We start from the raw sequence: 18,708 nt of genomic DNA, 5'->3' as shown, positions 1-18,708 counted from the left end.
CCTCCCCGTCGGCCACGCCCACGCCCCGCCCGTCGCTGAGTCCGGTGCACTACCCGCGCCATCGCGCCGCCCGGCCGGCGCCGCGGTCCTCCCGCGGTGCCACGTCGCCGCTCGTCTTCGTCCTGCTCATCACGGTGCCCGCGGTGGTCGCCGTCGCCGCGCTCCGTGCGCGCTGAATCCTGGAGGCCTCTCTTGCCGGAATGGCTTGTTCTCACCCTCGCGATGCTGGCCGCCTGCGCCGTGGTGGTCGTCATCACCCTCCTGCGGCACCGCACGGCGTCCGACGACGAGGACATCACCGAGACCCCGGACGTCATCGAGTACATGACGATGTGGATCGGGGTGGTGTACGCCATCGTCCTGGGCCTGGCCATCGCCGGTGTCTGGGAGGCGCGCAGCGCCGCCCAGGACAACGTGCAGACGGAGGCCGTCGCGCTGCACGAGATCTCGGAACGCGTCCGGTCCTACCCGCCCGACGTCCGTGACCGCATCCGGGAGGATGTCAACGCCTATGTCGGACACGTCGTCACCATCGAGTGGAAGGCCATGGCCGACCGCGGCGAGGTGACCGAGCGCGGCACCGAGCTGCTCGACCGGGTCCGCGCGGACGTCACCGACTACGAGCCGAGGTCGGACTTCGAGGCCCAGGCGTACCAGCCGCTGGTGGACCAGGTGGCCGCGGCGGACCAGGCCCGCAGCGCCCGCGCGCAGTCGACGGGCGAGACCATGCCGGGGGTGGTGTGGTTCGGGCTGATCGCCGGGGGCGTCATCACGATCGGGATGGTCTTCGCCCTCCAGATCCGGCGCACCACGCGCGAGCTGGTCCTCGCCGGTCTGTTCTCGGCGCTGATCGCGTTCCTGCTCTTCCTCATCTGGGACTTCGACGCCCCCTTCAGCCGAGGGGTCGCCGCGTCGACCGATCCGTTCCTGAGCCTCTTCCCCCACGTGAAGGGCTGAGCCGGGCCAGGGGACGTCGAGGCGTCCGACACGCCGTCACCGTCCCCTGAGCGGCCCACAGGGTTGCCCCATTCGCGCGACTGCGATCGCGCCCCCGGGTCCCGTTTCCTAGCGTTTCGGACATCGAGGTGCGTTTCTGGCGCGAGCGGAACAGGTCCGCCGCCGCTCCTCGGGGACCCGGAGGATTCACCATGCGCGCGATACCCGTCGCCTCGGTCGCACTGCTGGGGGTCGCCGCCCTCTCCGCCTGCGTACCGGCCGGGGCCGCCGTGGGCGGACACGACTCGACGTTCGGCTTCACCGTCACCCCCGCGACCGTCGCCCCGGGCGACGAGGTCACGCTGGGGGTGAGCCGCAGCGACGCCGGGTGCCGCGGACGGGTCACGGTCACGTCGCCGGTGTTCGACACGGTGACCATCCCGCGGGACGACTACTCGGCGACGGCGCGGGTGCACCACGACGCCCGGCGCGGGGCGGTCTACCAGGTGACGTTCGCCTGCAGGCACAGGACCGGCACCGCGGACCTGACCATCGCGGGCGGCTCGCACCACTGGACGCCCGAGCCCCACCACTCCAAGGGGGTGCACGCCGGTGAGGGCGGCAGCGTCGCCGGGCTCGACGTGAAGCAGCTCGGGCTCGGTGCCGCGCTCGTGGCCGGCTCGGTGGGCGTCGCGTACCACCTCTCGCGCCGCCGCTCCGGCGAGGACGGCGCCTGACCCTCCGCGCGCACGGCGCTTCGCCCCGGGCCCTCACGGGATCCGGGGCGAAGCGCCGTGCGCGTGCGGGCGGGGCGGACGGAAGGCGTCAGATGCGCCGCTCCGAGCGGCGGCGCAGCCAGAACAGGCCACCGCCGGCGACGGCCGCCGCGACGAGCCCGCCGCCGATCGCGATGTCCGTCGACGTCGCCCCGTCGGTGCTGCTGCCGCCGATGCCGCCGCGGACACCGCCGATGACCGTGAAGGCGGCCGGGCGGGTGAGCCGCCTGCCCGAGCAGTTGACGGTGATGTCGTACGAGCCCGGCCGGGCGTTCTCCCTGATGGTGGCGGTGCCCCGGGACGTCTCGTTGGCTCCCCTGACCGGGGTCAGGTGGGTGGTCCGGAAGGCGTCCGAGGTCATCGTGCCGCCCTGCGGGCAGCCGTCGACCGTGACGGTCATCTGACCGCCGCGGGCGATGACGCTGGGCAGGGCGACGATGTTCCTGGGCTGGTTGTGGTCGCCGCCGGCGGTGGCCGTGGGGGCGGCCAGCCCGAGGACAGCGACCGCGGCGCCGGCTGCCGCGAGGGCACGAGTGTTGCGCATCTGATCCTCCGCGGAAGACGCCCCGGGTCCCGTTCCCGGTCGATCGGCGAGAAAGCGCCTCCCAGAAAGACCCTCAGTTGCCTTGCGCGGAGCCGCATTTCGGGAATGGTCCGTACTGGTGAGGGGCGTACCGGGCGACGACCGCGCCAGTGGATATCGCCGCAGGTCACACACCGTCAGAAATTTCCTGTCGGCCGCGTCCCGGATGGCGCACGCGAGAGGGCGCCCGCCACCCGTTCGCCGCTGCCCCGTCGCCGGTCCCCCACGCGGCGCTTAGCGTGCTGCCATGCGCGGATGATCCGGCGACGGCCGGGTCGAGAGGGGATGGCGAATGTACGACTCCGAGTTGGCCGAAGAGGAGGAGCGGCGGAGGAGGCGCGCTCCCTGGGGCGTCATAGCGCTTGTTCTGCTGACCGGTCTCGCGCTCATCCGGAACGGCTCGGGGGAATTCGACGTGGGCCCGCCGCAGCCGGCGTCCGCCGCCGCCTCGGACACCCGCGTGGCGGCCGGTGACGCCGCGGCCAAGGGGGTGGCGCCGCTGCCGTACTCCGTGCCCGACCGGGTCGCGATTCCCGGCATCCAGGTCGACGCGCCGATCATGCCGGTCGGTCTGGACGCGGACGGCTGGGTGGACGCGCCGCCGCCCGAGGACCCGAACCTGGCCGGCTGGTTCACCGGCGCCGTCGCTCCCGGGGAGAAGGGCACCGCGGTCGTCGTCGGTCACGTCGACAACCAGCAGGGCCCGGCCGTGTTCTACGGGCTCGGGGCGCTGAAGAAGGGGAACAGGGTCGAGGTGCACCGCCAGGACGGAAAGACGGCGGTGTTCGAAATCTACGGCATCGAGGTGTTCGAGAAGAACAACTTCCCCGGCGACCGGGTCTACGCCTCGAAGGGCAGCCCCGAGCTGCGGGTCATCACCTGTGGCGGCGGTTTCTCCAAGCAGAACGGCTACGACGGGAACGTCGTCGCCTTCGCCCGCCTGGTCGAGGCCCGCTGAGCGGCCCCGGCCCGGCGGGCCCGGCGGGGTCAGACGTGGCTCCGCCGGGGGACGGTGAGGTGGTAGCCGGAGTCCAGCAGCTCGGGCAGGTAGCGCCGCAGGGCGCGGACGCTCTGCGAGCGGTCGCCCCCGGCGTCGTGGGAGAGCACCACGACGCCGGGGGCGGCGCCGTCCTCGACCCGGTCGACGATGGTGCGGGTGCCGGGGGTGGTCCAGTCGAGGGTGTCCACGGTCCAGGCCAGCGGTTCCATGCCCAGCTCGGCGCCGAGCCGGAAGGCCTTGCGGTTCCACGCCCCGTACGGCGCCCGGAACCAGCGGGGCGGCTCGCCGTAGGCCTTGTCGATCACCTCGCTGGTGCGCTCCATCTCGGAGCGGATGCGGCGCCGGGAGAGGGTGGTCAGCAGCGGGTGGGACCAGGTGTGGTTCCCGACCACGTGTCCCTCGTCGGCCATGCGGGAGAGCAGGTCCCGGTTGAAGTCGGCCATCTCCCCGCACACGAAGAACGTCGCGCGCACGTCGTACTTGGCCAGGGTGTCCAGGATGTCCGGCGTGTACTCGGGGTGGGGCCCGTCGTCGAAGGTGAGCAGCATGGTGCGGCCCCGGCCCGTCATGCGCAGGATCGGCTCGCTGCGGACCGGTGGCCGCCCGGGTACGGCGCCGGGCGCGCCGTATCCCGTCAAGGGCTGGAGGCGGTAGGCGGAGGGTTTGAGGGGGCCGCGCCGCGGAGGCCCGGGAGCGGGCGCGGCCGGCGGGGCGGGGCCGTCTCCGAGGCCCGCGGCGAGTGCGCCGGCGGTACCTGCCGCCGCGGCAGCCGCGGCGCCGGCGAGCAGCCTCCGGCGCGAGAGCAACTGATCCTTCTTCATGACTCATCACTCGCCCGGTCACGGACCGCCGCACCTGCGCAACACCGGTGCGGCGGCACGGAACCACCCGCCCGGCCCAAGATCGTTGACGGCTCCGATAGCCTCACCGCGTGACGGAACAGCACTCCCATCAGTTCGAACGGGGCACGGACGGACCGAAGGTCATCGTCGCCGGTGTCGACGGCTCCGACTCCTCGCTGAGAGCCGCCGCCTACGCCGGCGGCCTGGCCCGGCGCCAGGGTGCGCTGCTCGCGGTGGTGTACGTGCAGCCGATGCTGGCCGGGGGCGCGGCGCTCGGGGCGCCGGTGGCGGAGACCACGGACGAGATCGCCGAGGACCTGGTGGCCCAGATCCGGGAGGCGACCGAGCGGGTGAAGGGGATATTCGACATCCGCTGGGAGTTCCACACGTTCCGCGGCGACCCCTACAACGGCCTCGTGGCGACCGCCGACCAGCTGAAGGCGGACGCCGTGGTGGTGGGCGCCTCCGAACAGGCGGGACACCGGTTCGTCGGCTCGGTCGCGGTACGGCTGGTGAAGGCGGGGCGCTGGCCGGTGACCGTGGTGCCGTGACGGCTCCCTGACGCGGCGTGCGTCGCGGCTTCCGTAGCGGAGGTGGGTGCGTCATCATGATCCACCGTCAGCCGTTTGCCGTTCACAAAGAGGTGAGGCGCATGGCCCGGTTCCGCATGGGTGAGGGTGTTCTCCGCCGCAAACCCATCGAGCACATCGAGGAGACGGAGAGCGGCGGGGGCCTGGTGCGCTCGCTGGGCTTGTGGCAGCTGACCGCGATCGGCGTGGGCGGCATCATCGGGGCCGGCATCTTCACGCTGGCCGGCACGGTCGCCAACGGCACGGCGGGCCCCGCCGTCCTGGTGTCCTTCCTCATCGCGGGCGTCGCGAGCGCGGCGGCCGCGCTGTCGTACGCCGAGTTCGCCGGGCTGATCCCGAAGGCGGGTTCCGCGTACACCTACGGCTACGCCGTCCTCGGGGAGCTGGTGGGCTGGTTCATCGGCTGGGACCTGCTGCTGGAGTACACGGCGATCGTGGCGGTGGTCGCCATCGGCATCTCCGGCTACTTCAGCTTCCTGGTCGGCGAGATGGGCGCGGACCTGCCGAACTGGATGCTGGGCGCGCCCGGCACCGGCGACGGCCACAAGGTCGACCTGTTCGCGGCCGTGCTGTGCCTGCTGATCGCCTATCTGCTCACCCTGGGCATCCGGAACGCCGCCCGGTTCGAGATGGTCGTCGTGGTGCTGAAGGTGCTGGTGGTGCTGCTGGTGATCGCGGTCGGCGTCTTCCACATCGACACCTCGAACTACAACCCGTTCTTCCCGTTCGGGGTCGGCGGGGCGTTCACCGGTGCCGCGACGGTCTTCTTCGCGGTCTTCGGCTACGACGCCATGTCGACGGCGGCCGAGGAGTCCAAGGACGCCCAGCGGCACATGCCGAAGGCGATCATCTACTCCCTGGTCATCTCGATGGTGCTGTACGTGGCGGCCTGCCTGGTCCTCACCGGCATGCAGAACTACAAGGACATCGATCCGGAGAGCGGCTTCTCGACGGCCTTCAAGTCGGTGGGGCTCGGCGGGCTGGCGGACGTCATCGCGGTGGGCGCCATCATCGGCATCCTGACCGTGATGTTCACGTTCATGCTGGGCGTCACCCGCGTCTGGTTCTCCATGTCGCGGGACGGTCTGCTGCCCAAGTGGTTCGCCAAGACGCACCCGACGCGGCACGTGCCGACCAGGGTCACCTGGATCGTCGGTGTCGCGTCGGCGGCGATCGCCGGGTTCCTGCCGATCGGCGAGGCGGCGGAGCTGACCAACATCGGCATCCTGCTGGCGTTCGTGGTGGTGTGCGCGGCGGTGATCGTGCTGCGCTACCGCCAGCCGGACCTGCCGCGTACCTTCCGCACCCCGTGGATGCCGTTCGTGCCGGCGGTCGGCATCGTCTTCTCGATCTGGCTGATCACGTTCCTGCAGTGGCAGACCTGGGCACGGTTCGCCGTGTGGTTCCTGGTGGGCCTGGTGATCTACTTCGCCTACTCGTACCGGAAGTCGGAACTGGCGCGCCGTTAGAGGGTGCGCAGGAAGCCGGTGACGATCTCGTCGAAGACCTCGGGCCGCTCCATGTTCGGGTAGTGCGCGGCGCCTTCGACGAGGGTCGAGCGGCCGTCCGGGACCGTGCGGGCGAGCCGTTCCGCCTCGGCGATCAGGTCGGGCGCGTCCAGGGCGCCGTTGACGGTGAGCACCGGGACGCCGATCTTCGGAACGCGGGTCCAGGTACCGGTGAGGGGCACGTGGTGGTTCTCCTCGTCCGGGGTGTGCTTGGCGAGGGTGCCGAGGGCCATCTCGCGCAGTCGGCGCAGGAGGTCCGGGTCGACGTCGTCGGGGCCGCGGTGCTCTCCGGGCACGAAGCGCAGGAACGCGGCGAGCCAGCCCTCGACGTCCCCGGCGCCCAGGGCGCGCGCCTGCTCGGCCCTGACCTCCCGCACCCACGGGTCGGTGTACTCGAACTCGCTGGTGGCGGCCCCGCAGGCGACCACCGCGCGGACCAGCTCCGGGTACTCCAGCACCGTGTCGGTGGCGATGGCCCCGCCCATCGACACACCCACGAGCACCGCGGGCCCGGCATCGAGGTGGCGCAGCAGGGCGGCGAGGTCGTCGGCCCAGCGGAAGGGCCGGGTGGCGTTGGCGGAGGCGCCGTGGCCGCGGACGTCGGGTGCGATCACCCGGTGCCCCGCCGCCGCCAGGGCCGGAATCTGGGCATCGAAGATCCGGTGGTCGGCGAACCCGGAGTGCAGCAGGACGACCGGGTCCCCGGTACCGGTGTCGAGGTAGGCGAGGTCGCCGTCGGCGGAGGCGAAGAAGCGTGGGTCTGCAGCGGCATTCATGACAACCAAGGTGTCATAATGACCGCCCTTTGGCAACCGAGGTGTCATGATGGCGGGGTGAACGACATGGACGCACCACTCCCCCCGGACGCGCTCGCCCGGCGGCTCACGGAGGTGTACGACCTGGTCGGGCCCCTCTACCGGCGGGCGCAACGCGGCGTCGAGCAGGGCCTGGCCGCGGACGGCCTCTCCGTCGGCGTCCGCGCCGTGCTGACCCTGCTGCACCGGGGCGGGCCGATGACCGTGCCGCAGATGGGCCGGGCCCAGTCGATCAGCCGTCAGTTCGTCCAGCGGATGGTCAACGACGCGGCGGCCGCCGGCCTGGTGGAGAGCATCCCGAACCCGGCGCACCGCCGTTCGTCGCTGATCCGGCTGACCGCCCGGGGCGGGGACACGATCACCGGTGTCCTCGACCGGGAACACCTGCTGCTGCGCGAGGTCGGCGGCGGCCTCACGGACGCCGACGTCACCACCTGCCTGCGGGTGCTCGGGGCGATGCTGACGGCCCTCGACGACGTCGACGACTCCTGAGCTACTCCCCCATCACCAGCCCGTCCTCGGCCGCGCCCCGGCCGAGGACGGCGTCGCGGATCCGGTCGCGCACCCCGCGTACCTCGGCGCCCTTCTCCAGCGCCTCATTGAGGTTCACCACCCGGCCGGCGTCGACGTCGAACAGGTGCGGGACGAACTCCGCCTTCGTCACCCGCCAGCGTTCGCCGGACCGGGCGGGCGGGGCGAAGGTGAAGCGGCCGATGGTCGACTGGTTGCCGCGCGGGTCGTGGGCGCCCGAGTCGTTGATCATCTCGCCGGCGATCTGGTCGCCCATGCCGTAGATCACCCAGGTGCCGTTGACCTTCTCGTACGCCTGCGGGACGTGGGCGTGGGTGCCGAGGATCAGGTCGATGTCGGGGCGGTCGCCGGTGCGTGCCGCGGTGAGGCTCTCGGCCAGGGCCAACTGGTCGCCGTCGGGCTCGTCCTGCCACTCGGTGCCCCAGTGCATGGACACGACGACGACGTCCGCGCCGGCCCTCCGGGCGGTCCGGGCGTCGGCGATGATCCGCGCCTCGTCGATCATGCCGACCGCCCAGGGCTGCCCGTCGGGCAGGGGGTGGCCGTTGGTGTGGAGGGTGTAGGCGAGGTGGGCGACCTCGGCGCGGCCCGCGCGCAGGACGGTCGTGGTGCGCGACTCGGCCTCGGTACGCGCCGTCCCGGCGTGCCGCACCCCGGCCCGGTCGAGGGCGTCCAGGGTCCGGCGGATGCCTTCGGCGCCGTCGTCGACGCTGTGGTTGGAGGCGGTGGAGCAGCCGTCGTAGCCGGTGGCGGCCAGGGCCTTGGCCACCTCGGGCGGGGACTTGAAGAGGGGGTAGCCGCTGTAGTCGCCGTGCGCGCCGTACACGGTCTCCATGTGGCACAGGGCGAGGTCGGCCCGCGAGACGACGGGCCGGGCGCCGGCCAGCATGGGGCGGAAGTCGTGACCGGTGCCCCCGGCGTCGAAGCGGGCCCGCTCGATGATCGTGTCGTGCGGAAGGACGTCGCCGGAGGCGACCAGTGTGAAGACGCCGGTGTCCGCGGCGGACGGGGCCGGCGCCGGTGGCTTCGGTGGTTCGTGGTCGCGGGCCTGGCAGGCCGCGCCCGCGGTGAGGAGGGCGGTCAGGGCCAGGGCCACCTGACGACTGCGTGTGATCATCCGTTCACTCCGCTGAGGTCGCACACACCAGGGAATAGTCACATTTACCTACGAACAGGTAATGAGGTTCGTGGCGTCACAGGCGGCTACGACACGCTCATTAGCCCGTCCGGCGTGGGCGAACGGGGTGCGCGAACGGCCCGGCCGGGCGCGCCGACCGTTCGTCGTACCGTTCATCGACGCGATCGACCGTCCGTCGCACACCCGTGCGCGCGCCCTGTCCCCGGGCGGCGCCCTGCGGTGCCATACGGCCATGACGGCCGGAATCACCCTGACGGACAGGACGCACGGGACGACCGCCGAGCACGAGCTCGCCGCACTGCAGCGCGAGCACGGCCGGCCGCTCTTCGCGCTGCTGCTGCGACTCAGCGACGGCGACCGGCAACGGGCCGAGGACCTGGTGCAGGAGACCCTGGTCCGCGCCTGGCAGCACCCCGAGGCACTGCGCGCCGAGAACTTCGACTCCGTACGGCCCTGGCTGCTCACCGTGGCCCGGCGGCTCGCGATCGACGCGCGCCGGGCCCGGCAGGCCCGCCCGCCCGAGGTCGGCGACGCCGTACTGGAGAACGCGCGGGTCTGCGCCGATCACGCCGAACGGGCCGCCGCGGCCCTCGATGTGCGCGAGGCTGTGAAGACACTCACTCCGGAGCACCGTGAAGTCCTGGTGCTGGTGTATTTCCAGGGGGCCAGTGTGGCGGAAGCCGCCGCGGCCCTCGGCATCCCGCCCGGTACCGTGAAGTCCCGCGCGTACTACGCGTTGCGCGCCCTGCGCAGGGTGCTACCTGGTTACGCCGCCGACCTGCGGTGAAACCGGCCGAATGGTCAAACCTCCGTAAAGCGCCTTGCCTGGGACCCCGGTTGAGTAATCGGCTGTCCTCATCCGTGTTCCGGACGGGGGCCCATGACCCGGGTCGGGCGACGCGCACCGGAGGAAGGCAGGAAGGGATGCTGCACAGAGGTCAAGAGAGCACGGACGGCACCGGTGGGGGCGAACTGACCGTCCCCATGGCGTGGTTGTACGCCGAGTACATCGCCGACGAGCTGCTGCGGACCGGCGACCTGATGCCGCCCACGTCCTTCGAGTTCCGCGCCGGACGTGACGCGCTGGCGCTGACGGTCTTCCTGTCCGACACGGAGAACGAGCTGAGCGGCATCCGGGTCGTCACCCACCTGGAGACGTGGCTGTCGCTGACGGCCTACGACCAGCCGTGGCACGAGTGGGTGCGGGTGCGGCTGGCCGAGGTCACGGCCGACGCGGTCGCCGCCGGCCGGCACTCGCCCGACCTGGAGCTGGCCCGGGCGGCCTGGCGGTGGCTCCAGGAGACCGAACTGCTCGCCCCGGACCTGAACGCGGTGCCCGGCGGCGCGGGGGTGACCGGCGAGGACGAGGGGCCGAAGGTGTGGACGCCGGCCTGGCAGCTGGGGCTGCCGCTCGGCCATCTCGCCATCCATCTGTTCTAGCCGTCCCGACCGGCCCGTGAACTTCTGGGGAGGCGGACCAATCCGCGCCCCCGGCCGCTCCGAACACCTTGGCCGCGATTCTGTCGTGGCTTGAGTGATTCGGCCGTCCGGTGCGTACGGGTGGGAGCAAGGAGTAACCCCACCCGCACCCAACGGCACGAGGATTCGGCATGAGGTCCCTGGAAAGGCATCGTGACGTCGGCGCCTACGCGCTCGGCGTGCTGGACGAGGCGGAAGCGTTCCGCTTCGAGGACCACCTCATGGAGTGCCCCCGGTGCGCGGCCCAGGTGACCGAATTCGGCCCCGCCACCCGCCAGTTGATGCTGTACCGGCGCGCGACGCCGCGCCTCGTCCACCCTCTGACCAGGCCCGGACCGCGGCTCCTGGACCGCCTGCTGTCCGAGGTGGCCGCGCGTCACCGGGCCGGCCGCAGGCGGGTGCTGTACGCCCTCGCCGCCGCGGTCGTGTGCGCCGTGGCCGCGCCCGGCGCCGTGCTCTACGCGAGCCAGGGCGAGCGGGCGGTGCCGCTCAGCGCGACCGACGAGCGGTCCGGGGTGTGGGCGCGGATCACCGCCGAGGACGAGGCCTGGGGCACCGACGTCATGCTGGAGGTCAAGGACGGGGCGGGGCCCCGGCCGTGCCGGCTGGTCGCCGTCGGCCGCGACGGCACGGAGCAGACGATCACCAGCTGGAACGTGCCCGGGCACGACGACCGGCCGAACACCATGCGCGGTGGGGCCGCCCTGCACCCCGACCAGATCGCCCGCTACGAGGTGCGGACCGCGCACGGCGAGCACCTGGTGACGCTGCCCGCCGGCTGACCGTCACTTCAGCAGCCGGGACATCCGCCGGTCCGCGAGCGGCTTGCCGCCGGTCTGGCAGGTCGGGCAGTACTGGAGCGAGGAGTCGCTGAAGGAGACCTCGCGGACGGTGTCGCCGCACACCGGGCAGGGCTCTCCGGTGCGGCCGTGCACCCGCAGCCCGCTCTTCTTCTCGGCCTTCAGCCGTCCGGCCGCGATGCCCCGGGAGCGGTCGACCGCCTCGGTGAGCGTGGCGCGCAGGGCCGCGTACAGCCGCGCGCTCTCCTCGTCGGTGAGCGAGGCGGCCAGCTTGAACGGGGACATCTTCGCCGCGTGCAGGATCTCGTCGCTGTACGCGTTGCCCACGCCCGCGATCAGGCTCTGGTCGCGCAGGGCGCCCTTGAGCTGCCGCCGCTCGTCCCGGAGCAGCCCGGCGAGGCGGGCCTCGTCGAAGTCGTCGGCGAGCGGGTCGGGGCCGAGCCGGGCCACGCCCGGCACCTCCTGCGGGTCGGCCACGACGTACACCGCGAGCCGTTTCTGCGTGCCCGCCTCCGTCAGGTCGAAGCCTGCCCCGGTCTCCAGGGCGACACGCAGCGCGAGGGGTCCCTTGCCCGGCCGGGGCATGCCGCTGGGAAGGCTGTCCCTCCAGTGCAGCCAGCCGGCCCGGGCGAGGTGGGTCACCAGGTGCGGGCCGCCCTCGGTCGCGACGTCGAGGAACTTGCCGTGGCGGCGCACCGCCGCCACCTGGTGGCCCTCCAGGGCGGTGAGCGGAGGGTCGTACGTCTTCAGGACGCTGATCGCCACGGGCAGGACCCGGACGATCTCGCGCCCGGCGAGGTACTCGGTGAGGAAGTCCCGGAGCGCCTCGACCTCGGGCAGTTCTGGCATACGTCAAGAGTGCCACCGGGGACCGGCGACGCCCGCGGATTCAGCCCGCCCCGTGCGCCGTGCGGCGGGACACCAGGAACTCGGCCCACACGCACTTGCCGCCGCCGCGCGCCTCCACGCCCCAGGCGTCGGCGAGCGCGTCGACCAGGAGCAGTCCGCGCCCGGAGACACCCTCGTCCCCGGCGTCCCGGCGGCGCGGCAGGGCGCTGGAGGAGTCCTCGACCTCGACCCGCAGCCGCCGGTCGGTGCCGGTGAGCAGCCGCAGGGTGACGATCGCGGAGCCCTCGGTGTGCATGAGGGCGTTGGTCATCAGCTCGTCGGCGACCAGTTCGATCTCGTCGCTCTGCTCCTTGGCCCCCCAGGACCGGACCGCGGCGCGGACCATGTGCCGGGCCTCGGTGAGGCCCTCGGGGTCGCCCGGCGACACGTGCTGCTGGACCCGGCCGAAGGTCCGGGGCGCGCCCGGCCCGTGGCGGCGCAGCAGGAGCAGCGCCACGTCGTCGTCGCCGCGCCGTTCGTCGGCCACGTCGATGAGCCGGTCGGCCAGGTCCCGCACGTCCGGCGGGCCCGCGGTGATCAGGGCGGAGAGGACGTGCATCCCCTCGTCGAGGTCGGCGCCGGGCTGCTCGACCAGCCCGTCGGTGCACAGCAGCAGGGTGTTGCCCGGGTCCAGCTCCAGGGTGGCGACGGGGTAGGCGAGGCGCCCGAACTCGGCGGACAGGCCGAGCGGCAGCCCGCCCTCGACGCGGACGTGCCGGCAGGACCCGTCGCCGTACCGCAGCAGAGGGTCGAGGTGCCCGGCGCGGACCACCTGGACCACGCCGGTGCCGAGGTCCGTCTCGGCGTACAGGCAGGTCGCGAAGCGGTCGGTGTCGAGTTCGTGCAGGAAGACGGAGGCCCGTGCCATCACGGTGGCCGGCGGGTGGCCCTCTGCGGCGTAGGCGCGCAGCACGATGCGCAGCTGGCCCATGACGGCGGCGGCGTGCGTGTCGTGCCCCTGGACGTCGCCGATGACGGCGCCGACCCGCCCGCCGGGCAGCGGGATCAGGTCGTACCAGTCGCCGCCGATGTCGCGTCCGAGGGCTCCCCCGATGGAGGCGGCACGGTAGCGGACGGCGACGTCGCAGCCGGGGACGCTGGGGATGGTGCGCGGCAGCATGGCCTGCTGGAGGCCCTCGGCGAGGTCCATCTCCTGCTCGTAGAGCATGGCCCGCTGGAGGCTCTGCGCGATGCCGCTGCCGAGCGCGACCAGCACGTTGCGGTCCTCCGCGGAGAAGCCGTGCCGGTCGCTGTAGAGCAGCCCGATGGCTCCGATCGGCCGGCCCTGGGCGATCAGCGGCAGATAGGCGGCCGCGGTGATGTCGAGGTGGGTGATGTCCTTCCACAGCAGGGGGTAGCGCTCCGCGAAGTCCTCCGGCGACTCGATGAAGCGGGGGCTGAGGGTCCGTACGGCCTCGCTCATCGGGTAGGGCTCGTCGATCCGGGTGACCCGGGTGCCGGGAACGAAGCTGTTGTCGGGGCCGTCGGCGACCAGCCGGATGCGGCCCGCCTCGACCAGGCCCATCACGAGGCTGGTGGCGCCGAGCCGGGTGAGGCCGTGGGTGTCCCGCAGGACCTCGATGACCTCGTCCACCGTGCGGGCGTGCGCGAGCGCGGCCGTGGCGAGCTGGACGACGTTGGTGAGCCGGCGACGGGCCTCGTCCTCCGCGGCCTGCTCGCGGCGGGCCTCGATGTCGCCGATCTCCTGGGTGGCGTCCCGGACGATGCCGATGATCCGGCGGGGGCGGCCGGTCTCGTCGCGGCGGATGTAGCCCTGGGTGCGGGTCCAGCGCAGGGTGCCGTCGCGGCGGCGCAGGCGGAAGTACGTGCCGTAGTTCTCGCTGCCGTCCTTCATGGCCTGGGCGACGATGGCGTCCAGGCGGCTGCCCTCCGCCGCGGGAACGCGCACGGCCAGGGTTTCGGGACGCCCGTCGAATTCGTCCGGGCGCACGTCGAACACCTCGTGGGCCTGCGCGTCCATGTGGAACAGCCCCGTGTCCAGGTCCCAGTCGAAGCTGCCCATGCGGTTGAGCGCCAGGATCGGGTCCGGGTGGGCGGGCCAGTCGTCCGGGACTGACAGGGCGCTCGCTCCCCGATCAGCCATGGACCCCACCTTGCCAGGATTCGCCCGATTCTTCGACTCCTGGTCCACCGTCCAGGGGGCGGCAGGCCCCGGCCGAGCGGGGTACACGGTGCGTGGACGAGAGGAGCCCGCCCCGTGGAGTGGTTCACCGCACCCGACTACTGGCTGAGCCGGCTGGTCTTCCAGCGGGCCCTGGCCGTGGTGTACCTGGTCGCGTTCCTGACGGCGGCGCTCCAGTTCCGGGCGCTGATCGGCGAGCGCGGGCTGCTGCCCGTCTCCCGGTTCGTCGAACGGGTGCCGTTCAGGCGGGCGCCGAGCCTGTTCCAGCTGCGCTGCTCGGACCGGTTCTTCGCGGGCTGCGCGTGGGCGGGGTGCGCGGTGTCGGCGGCCCTGGTGGCGGGGCTGGACTCGCTGCTGCCGCTGTGGGGCGCGATGCTGCTGTGGCTGGTGCCGTGGGTCCTGTACCTGTCGATCGTCAACGTCGGGCAGACCTGGTACTCGTTCGGCTGGGAGTCGCTGCTCCTCGAGACCGGTTTCGTCGCCGTGTTCCTCGGCAACGACGAGGTGGCGCCGCCGGTCGTCGTGCTGTTCCTGCTGCGCTGGCTGCTGTTCCGGGTCGAGTTCGGGGCGGGGCTGATCAAGATGCGCGGCGACGAGTGCTGGCGCAAGCTGACCTGTCTGGACCACCACCACGAGACCCAGCCGATGCCGGGCCCGCTGAGCTGGTTCTTCCACCACCTCCCCCGGCCCCTGCACCGCGTCGAGGTGGCCGCGAACCACGTCACGCAGCTCCTGGTGCCCTTCCTGCTGTTCACGCCGCAGCCCGTCGCGACGGCCGCCGCCGCGCTGATGATCGCGACCCAGCTCTGGCTGGTGCTGTCGGGCAACTTCTCCTGGCTGAACTGGATCACCATCGTGCTGGCCCTGTCGGTGGTGCGGTACCCCGGCGAGACGCCGTCCGCGGCGGCCGCGCCGCTCTGGTACGAGATCGTGGTCCTGGCGGTGGCGGCGCTGCTGGTGTTCCTCAGTCACCGCCCGGTGCGCAACATGATCTCCCGCCGGCAGGTGATGAACCGCTCCTTCGACTCGCTGCACCTGGTCAACACCTACGGCGCCTTCGGAACCGTCAGCCGGATCCGCTACGAGGTGGTGGTCGAGGGCACGGCCGACGAGGTGGCCCGGGAGGACTCGCGGTGGCGGGAGTACGAGTTCAAGGGCAAACCCGGTGATCCGCGCCGCTGGCCGCGTCAGTTCGCGCCCTACCACCTGCGCCTCGACTGGCTGATGTGGTTCGCCGCGCTGTCGCCCTCTTACGCCGGGTCGTGGTTCGGCACGTTCGTGGAGCGGCTGCTGGAGAACGACCGGGCCACCCTGAAGCTGCTGCGCCACTCCCCGTTCCCACCCGACGCGCCGCCCCGCTTCGTGCGCGCCCGCCTCTTCCGCTACCGGTACACGACGTGGCACGAGCTGCGGGAGACGGGTGCGTGCTGGGAACGGACCTACGTGCGCGAGTACCTGCCGCCGACACGGCTGGCCCGGGCGCCGGAGCGGTCGTAGCGGCGCGGGCCCGGCCCACCGGGTGGCGGACCGGGCCCACGGGCCGCTAGGCGCGCTTCAGCCGCAGGGTCATCAGCTGGAACGGACGCAGCCGTACGGCGATCCGGTCGCCGTCGGCCTCGACGGCGTCCTCCGCCTCGGCGAGCGGCCGCTCCAGGAGGTCGGTGACCTCGACCCCGGCGACCGGGAAACCGGCCGTCAGGGTGGCCCGGACGCGGCCGCCGTGCGCCTCGTGGAAGCGGACCACGACGTCGCCGCTGCCGTCGTCGGCGAGCTTGACGGCGGTGACCACGACCGCGTCCCGGTCGGCCGACACCAGCGGCGCGACCTCCCCGGCACCGGTGACCCGCCGCTCGGGCAGGTTGATCCGCCAGCCCTCGCGCACCGCGTCGCCGATGTCCGCGCCGGGTACCAGCGCGTGCCGGAAGCGGTGCACGCCCTGGTCGGTCTCGGGGTCCGGGAAGCGCGGGGCGCGCAGCAGGGACACCCGCACCGTGGTGGTCGTACCGGCGTCGCCGTCGGTGCGGACGGTGCGGGTCACGTCGTGGCCGTAGGTCGAGTCGTTGACGACGGCCACGCCCCAGCCCGGCTCGGCGAGGTGCACGAAGCGGTGGTTGCAGGCCTCGAACTTGGCCGCCTCCCAGCTGGTGTTGGTGTGGGTCGGCCGGTGGAAGTGCCCGAACTGGGTTTCCGACGCGTACCGTTCGGCGTGCACGTCGATCGGGAAGGCCAGCTTGAGGAACTTCTCCGTCTCGTGCCAGTCGACCTCGGTGTCCACCTCGAGGCGCCGCTCTCCCGGCGCCAGGGTCAGCACCTGGGTGACGCGGGAGGAGCCGAAGGAGCGGACGATCCGCACCGAGGCGCCGTCGTCCCCGGGGGCGGTCTCGTCGACGTCGGTGAGGTCGGTGACCGTGTTGCGGTAGAACTCGTCGACGTCCCACGCGTCCCACATGTTCGGGAAGTCCGGGTGGAGCTGGAGCAGGTTGCCCGCGGTGCCCGGCGCGATGGTCTCGCGGTCGGCGGCGTGGTCGTACGCCGACACCACCAGCCCCCGGCCGTCGATCTCGACCCGGAGCAGCCCGTTGTCCAGGACGTGTCCGCCTTCGGGGCGGGGGGTGACCTCGGTGCGGCCCTCGGCAGCGGGGGCCGCGGCGGCGCCCGCCTGGACGCCGGACCGGGCGTGCGGGGCGGAGTTGAAGACCAGCGGGGTGTCGCCCTGCCCGGCCAGGGCCCGCTGGGCGGCGTCGATGACGGCGTTCAGCTCGTCGGCGACGCGCTCGTAGGTAGCGCGGGCCTCGCGGTGCACCCAGGCGATGGAGGAGCCGGGCAGGATGTCGTGGAACTGGTGCAGCAGCACCGTCTTCCAGATGCGGTCCAGGTCGTCGTACGGGTAGGGGAAGCCGGCCCGTACGGCCGCCGTCGCCGCCCACAGCTCGGCCTCGCGCAGGAGGTGTTCGCTGCGCCGGTTGCCCTGCTTGGTCTTGGCCTGGCTGGTGAGGGTCGCGCGGTGCAGTTCGAGGTACAGCTCGCCGACCCAGACGGGCGGCTGCGGGTTCTCCGCCTCGGCCTTCTCGAAGAAGGCGTGCGGGGTCTCCCAAGTGACCGTCGCCGAGCCTTCGAGGTCGCGCAGGCGGGCCGCCTTGGCGATCATCTCGCGGGTGGTGCCGCCGCCCCCGTCTCCCCAGCCGGTCGGGGCGAGGGAGTGCCGGGCGACGCCCTTGTCCTTGAAGTTGCGGGCCGCGTGCGCGATCTCGCTGCCCTTCATGGAGCAGTTGTACGTGTCGACGGGCGGGAAGTGCGTGAAGATCCGGGTGCCGTCGATGCCCTCCCAGCGGAAGGTGTGGTGCGGGAACTTGTTCGTCTGCGACCAGGAGATCTTCTGCGTCAACAGGTACTTGGCGCCGGCCGCTTTGATGATCTGCGGCAGCCCGGCGGCGAAGCCGAAGGTGTCCGGCAGCCACGCCTCGTCGTTCTCGACGCCGAACTCGTCGAGGAAGAACCGCTTGCCGTGCACGAACTGCCGGGCCATCGCCTCGGAGCCGGGCATGTTGGTGTCCGACTCCACCCACATGCCGCCGGCCGGCACGAACCGCCCGTCGGCGACGGCCTTCTTCACCCGGGCCCAGACCTCGGGCCGGTGGTCGCGCACCCACGCCCACTGCTGCGCCTGGGACATGGCGAAGACGAAGTCCGGCTCGTCCTCCAGGAGGGCGGTCATGTTGGAGGTGGTGCGGGCGACCTTGCGGACGGTCTCGCGCAGCGGCCACAGCCACGCCGAGTCGATGTGCGCGTGGCCGACGGCGCTGATCCGGTGGGCGGACGGGACGGCGGGGGCCGACAGGACCTCGGTCAGGCGGGAACGGGCCTGCCCGGCGGTGCCGTTCACGTCCTGGAGGTCGATGGCGTCCAGCGCCTTGTCGACCGCGCGCAGGATCTCCCAGCGGCGTGGCGAGTCGACCGGCAGCTCGGCCATCAGCTCGCCCACGACCTCCAGGTCGAGCACCAGGTTCCACACCGTCTCGTCGAGGACGGCGAGGTCCATGCGGGCCAGCCGGTACTGCGGCTCGCTGCCCGCCGTGTCCTTGTCACCGAGCGGGGTGGGCACGAAGGGGTGGTAGTCGAGGATGACGGGGTTGGAGGCGGCCTCGACGTGCAGGCGCACCTCCTCGCCGCCCTCGACGGGGGCGCCGATCCGCACCCACTGGTTGCGCGGGTTGAGGCCCTTCACCGGGGTGCCGTCGGGCCGGTAGACCAGGCCCTCGCACTGGAAGCCGGGCATGTTCTCGTCGAAGCCGAGGTCGAGGATCGCCTCGACGGTCTTCCCGGCCCATTCCCTCGGGACGGTGCCGGTGACACGGAACCAGCTGGTCCCCCAGGGCGCGCCCCAGCGGGCGCCGGCCTGGATGGGCTCGGGTTCGGCGGCGAGTCCCTCCTCGACCGGGACGGGCTCGCCGGGCGCGTGCCACACCGCCACGTCCAGTGGCACGGACTCGGGGTAGAGGGCGGGGCGGACGCGCTCGTCGAGGACGCGCTTGAGGCGGGCTTCGACCAGGTTGCGGTCGTCATGCATGCGGGGTGCTCCTGGTCCGTCTCTTATAAACATCTCCGAGCCCACGAGACCGGCAGAAAGCTCGTATGCCGACTACTGCTCGAAACAAAAAAACTCCCGACACTCCCGTACC

Annotated in this window: 17 protein-coding genes; 10 read left to right on the top strand and 7 right to left on the bottom strand. The window is 72.4% G+C overall.

Annotated features, from left to right (window positions below; translation table 11 throughout):
* Positions 1–192: 192 nt before the first annotated feature.
* Together DMH12_RS27490 and DMH12_RS27485 are read left to right on the top strand one after the other, a co-directional pair.
* On the top strand, positions 193–957 hold the full coding sequence (locus tag DMH12_RS27490) for a DUF4239 domain-containing protein (RefSeq protein ID WP_125494142.1): 765 nt from the start codon (positions 193–195) through the stop codon (positions 955–957).
* A gap of 191 nt (positions 958–1,148) precedes the next feature.
* Positions 1,149–1,673, top strand: a complete 525-nt coding sequence (locus DMH12_RS27485; protein WP_125494141.1) for a hypothetical protein — start codon at positions 1,149–1,151, stop codon at positions 1,671–1,673.
* Positions 1,674–1,761: 88 nt separating this feature from the next.
* Here DMH12_RS27485 and DMH12_RS27480 read toward each other — a convergent pair whose 3' ends face one another.
* Positions 1,762–2,256, bottom strand: coding sequence for a hypothetical protein (locus DMH12_RS27480; RefSeq protein WP_185832579.1), 495 nt, complete (start codon positions 2,254–2,256; stop codon positions 1,762–1,764).
* A gap of 331 nt (positions 2,257–2,587) precedes the next feature.
* Here DMH12_RS27480 and DMH12_RS27475 point away from each other — a divergent pair, with 331 nt between their 5' ends.
* Positions 2,588–3,253: a class F sortase gene (locus DMH12_RS27475; RefSeq protein WP_125494140.1), complete on the top strand. Its 666-nt coding sequence runs from the start codon at positions 2,588–2,590 to the stop codon at positions 3,251–3,253.
* Between the two features lie 29 nt (positions 3,254–3,282).
* On the opposite strand, the gene DMH12_RS27470 is transcribed toward DMH12_RS27475, so the two are convergent.
* The gene (locus DMH12_RS27470) at positions 3,283–4,116 is read right to left on the bottom strand and encodes a polysaccharide deacetylase family protein (protein ID WP_125494139.1); all 834 of its coding nucleotides are present in this window, start codon (positions 4,114–4,116) and stop codon (positions 3,283–3,285) included.
* A 110-nt stretch (positions 4,117–4,226) separates the two neighbouring features.
* Here DMH12_RS27470 and DMH12_RS27465 point away from each other — a divergent pair, with 110 nt between their 5' ends.
* Positions 4,227–4,688 carry a universal stress protein gene (locus DMH12_RS27465; RefSeq protein ID WP_125494138.1) on the top strand — a complete coding sequence of 154 codons (462 nt, stop codon included), beginning with the start codon at positions 4,227–4,229 and terminating at the stop codon, positions 4,686–4,688.
* Between the two features lie 101 nt (positions 4,689–4,789).
* Positions 4,790–6,196 carry an amino acid permease gene (locus DMH12_RS27460; protein ID WP_125494137.1) on the top strand — a complete coding sequence of 469 codons (1,407 nt, stop codon included), beginning with the start codon at positions 4,790–4,792 and terminating at the stop codon, positions 6,194–6,196.
* On the opposite strand, the gene DMH12_RS27455 is transcribed toward DMH12_RS27460, so the two are convergent.
* On the bottom strand, positions 6,193–7,011 hold the full coding sequence (locus tag DMH12_RS27455; protein WP_185832578.1) for an alpha/beta fold hydrolase: 819 nt from the start codon (positions 7,009–7,011) through the stop codon (positions 6,193–6,195). The genes DMH12_RS27460 and DMH12_RS27455 overlap by 4 nt on opposite strands.
* A 57-nt stretch (positions 7,012–7,068) precedes the next feature.
* On the opposite strand from DMH12_RS27455, the gene DMH12_RS27450 reads away from it, so the two are divergent.
* Positions 7,069–7,542 carry a MarR family winged helix-turn-helix transcriptional regulator gene (locus DMH12_RS27450; protein ID WP_125494135.1) on the top strand — a complete coding sequence of 158 codons (474 nt, stop codon included), beginning with the start codon at positions 7,069–7,071 and terminating at the stop codon, positions 7,540–7,542.
* Between the two features lies 1 nt (position 7,543).
* Here the strand turns inward: DMH12_RS27450 and DMH12_RS27445 are convergent, their stop codons facing one another.
* Positions 7,544–8,698, bottom strand: coding sequence for a CapA family protein (locus DMH12_RS27445; protein WP_125494134.1), 1,155 nt, complete (start codon positions 8,696–8,698; stop codon positions 7,544–7,546).
* 253 nt (positions 8,699–8,951) lie between these two features.
* Here DMH12_RS27445 and DMH12_RS27440 point away from each other — a divergent pair, with 253 nt between their 5' ends.
* From DMH12_RS27440 to DMH12_RS27430, 3 genes are all read left to right on the top strand, one after another.
* Entirely contained in the window at positions 8,952–9,506 is a 555-nt protein-coding gene (locus DMH12_RS27440) for a sigma-70 family RNA polymerase sigma factor (RefSeq protein WP_125494133.1), read from the top strand.
* 137 nt (positions 9,507–9,643) lie between these two features.
* Positions 9,644–10,159: a hypothetical protein gene (locus tag DMH12_RS27435; RefSeq protein ID WP_125494132.1), complete on the top strand. Its 516-nt coding sequence runs from the start codon at positions 9,644–9,646 to the stop codon at positions 10,157–10,159.
* A 170-nt stretch (positions 10,160–10,329) separates the two neighbouring features.
* Positions 10,330–10,980 (top strand): zf-HC2 domain-containing protein, encoded by a 651-nt coding sequence (locus DMH12_RS27430; protein WP_125494131.1) that lies wholly within the window; start codon positions 10,330–10,332, stop codon positions 10,978–10,980.
* Between the two features lie 3 nt (positions 10,981–10,983).
* Here the strand turns inward: DMH12_RS27430 and DMH12_RS27425 are convergent, their stop codons facing one another.
* A complete protein-coding gene (locus DMH12_RS27425) occupies positions 10,984–11,847 on the bottom strand; it encodes an Fpg/Nei family DNA glycosylase (RefSeq protein ID WP_125494130.1) in 864 nt (287 codons plus the stop codon).
* A gap of 40 nt (positions 11,848–11,887) precedes the next feature.
* Positions 11,888–13,990 (bottom strand): SpoIIE family protein phosphatase, encoded by a 2,103-nt coding sequence (locus DMH12_RS27420; protein ID WP_125494129.1) that lies wholly within the window; start codon positions 13,988–13,990, stop codon positions 11,888–11,890.
* Between the two features lie 114 nt (positions 13,991–14,104).
* Between DMH12_RS27420 and DMH12_RS27415 the strand changes: the two genes are divergently transcribed.
* Positions 14,105–15,526 carry a lipase maturation factor family protein gene (locus DMH12_RS27415; protein ID WP_125494128.1) on the top strand — a complete coding sequence of 474 codons (1,422 nt, stop codon included), beginning with the start codon at positions 14,105–14,107 and terminating at the stop codon, positions 15,524–15,526.
* 46 nt (positions 15,527–15,572) lie between these two features.
* Here the strand turns inward: DMH12_RS27415 and DMH12_RS27410 are convergent, their stop codons facing one another.
* Positions 15,573–18,596 carry a glycoside hydrolase family 38 C-terminal domain-containing protein gene (locus tag DMH12_RS27410; protein ID WP_125494127.1) on the bottom strand — a complete coding sequence of 1,008 codons (3,024 nt, stop codon included), beginning with the start codon at positions 18,594–18,596 and terminating at the stop codon, positions 15,573–15,575.
* Between the last annotated feature and the right edge of the window lie 112 nt (positions 18,597–18,708).

The sequence above is a fragment of the Streptomyces sp. WAC 04229 genome, from assembly GCF_003947455.1.
GTDB lineage: Bacteria > Actinomycetota > Actinomycetes > Streptomycetales > Streptomycetaceae > Streptomyces.
Note: the sequence above shows the minus strand (reverse complement) of the source record. Positions and strands in the feature narration are given on the sequence as shown.

What these genes read in the sequence shown, in the direction of transcription:
- DMH12_RS27425 (WP_125494130.1), bottom strand. Translation starts at nt 11,847, where the DNA reads ATGCCAGAACTGCCCGAGGTCGAGGCGCTCCGGGACTTCCTCACCGAG.
- DMH12_RS27470 (WP_125494139.1), bottom strand. Translation starts at nt 4,116, where the DNA reads ATGAAGAAGGATCAGTTGCTCTCGCGCCGGAGGCTGCTCGCCGGCGCC.
- DMH12_RS27445 (WP_125494134.1), bottom strand. Translation starts at nt 8,698, where the DNA reads ATGATCACACGCAGTCGTCAGGTGGCCCTGGCCCTGACCGCCCTCCTC.
- DMH12_RS27480 (WP_185832579.1), bottom strand. Translation starts at nt 2,256, where the DNA reads ATGCGCAACACTCGTGCCCTCGCGGCAGCCGGCGCCGCGGTCGCTGTC.
- DMH12_RS27420 (WP_125494129.1), bottom strand. Translation starts at nt 13,990, where the DNA reads ATGGCTGATCGGGGAGCGAGCGCCCTGTCAGTCCCGGACGACTGGCCC.
- DMH12_RS27475 (WP_125494140.1), top strand. Translation starts at nt 2,588, where the DNA reads ATGTACGACTCCGAGTTGGCCGAAGAGGAGGAGCGGCGGAGGAGGCGC.
- DMH12_RS27485 (WP_125494141.1), top strand. Translation starts at nt 1,149, where the DNA reads ATGCGCGCGATACCCGTCGCCTCGGTCGCACTGCTGGGGGTCGCCGCC.
- DMH12_RS27455 (WP_185832578.1), bottom strand. Translation starts at nt 7,011, where the DNA reads ATGAATGCCGCTGCAGACCCACGCTTCTTCGCCTCCGCCGACGGCGAC.
- DMH12_RS27435 (WP_125494132.1), top strand. Translation starts at nt 9,644, where the DNA reads ATGCTGCACAGAGGTCAAGAGAGCACGGACGGCACCGGTGGGGGCGAA.
- DMH12_RS27410 (WP_125494127.1), bottom strand. Translation starts at nt 18,596, where the DNA reads ATGCATGACGACCGCAACCTGGTCGAAGCCCGCCTCAAGCGCGTCCTC.
- DMH12_RS27460 (WP_125494137.1), top strand. Translation starts at nt 4,790, where the DNA reads ATGGCCCGGTTCCGCATGGGTGAGGGTGTTCTCCGCCGCAAACCCATC.
- DMH12_RS27430 (WP_125494131.1), top strand. Translation starts at nt 10,330, where the DNA reads ATGAGGTCCCTGGAAAGGCATCGTGACGTCGGCGCCTACGCGCTCGGC.
- DMH12_RS27440 (WP_125494133.1), top strand. Translation starts at nt 8,952, where the DNA reads ATGACGGCCGGAATCACCCTGACGGACAGGACGCACGGGACGACCGCC.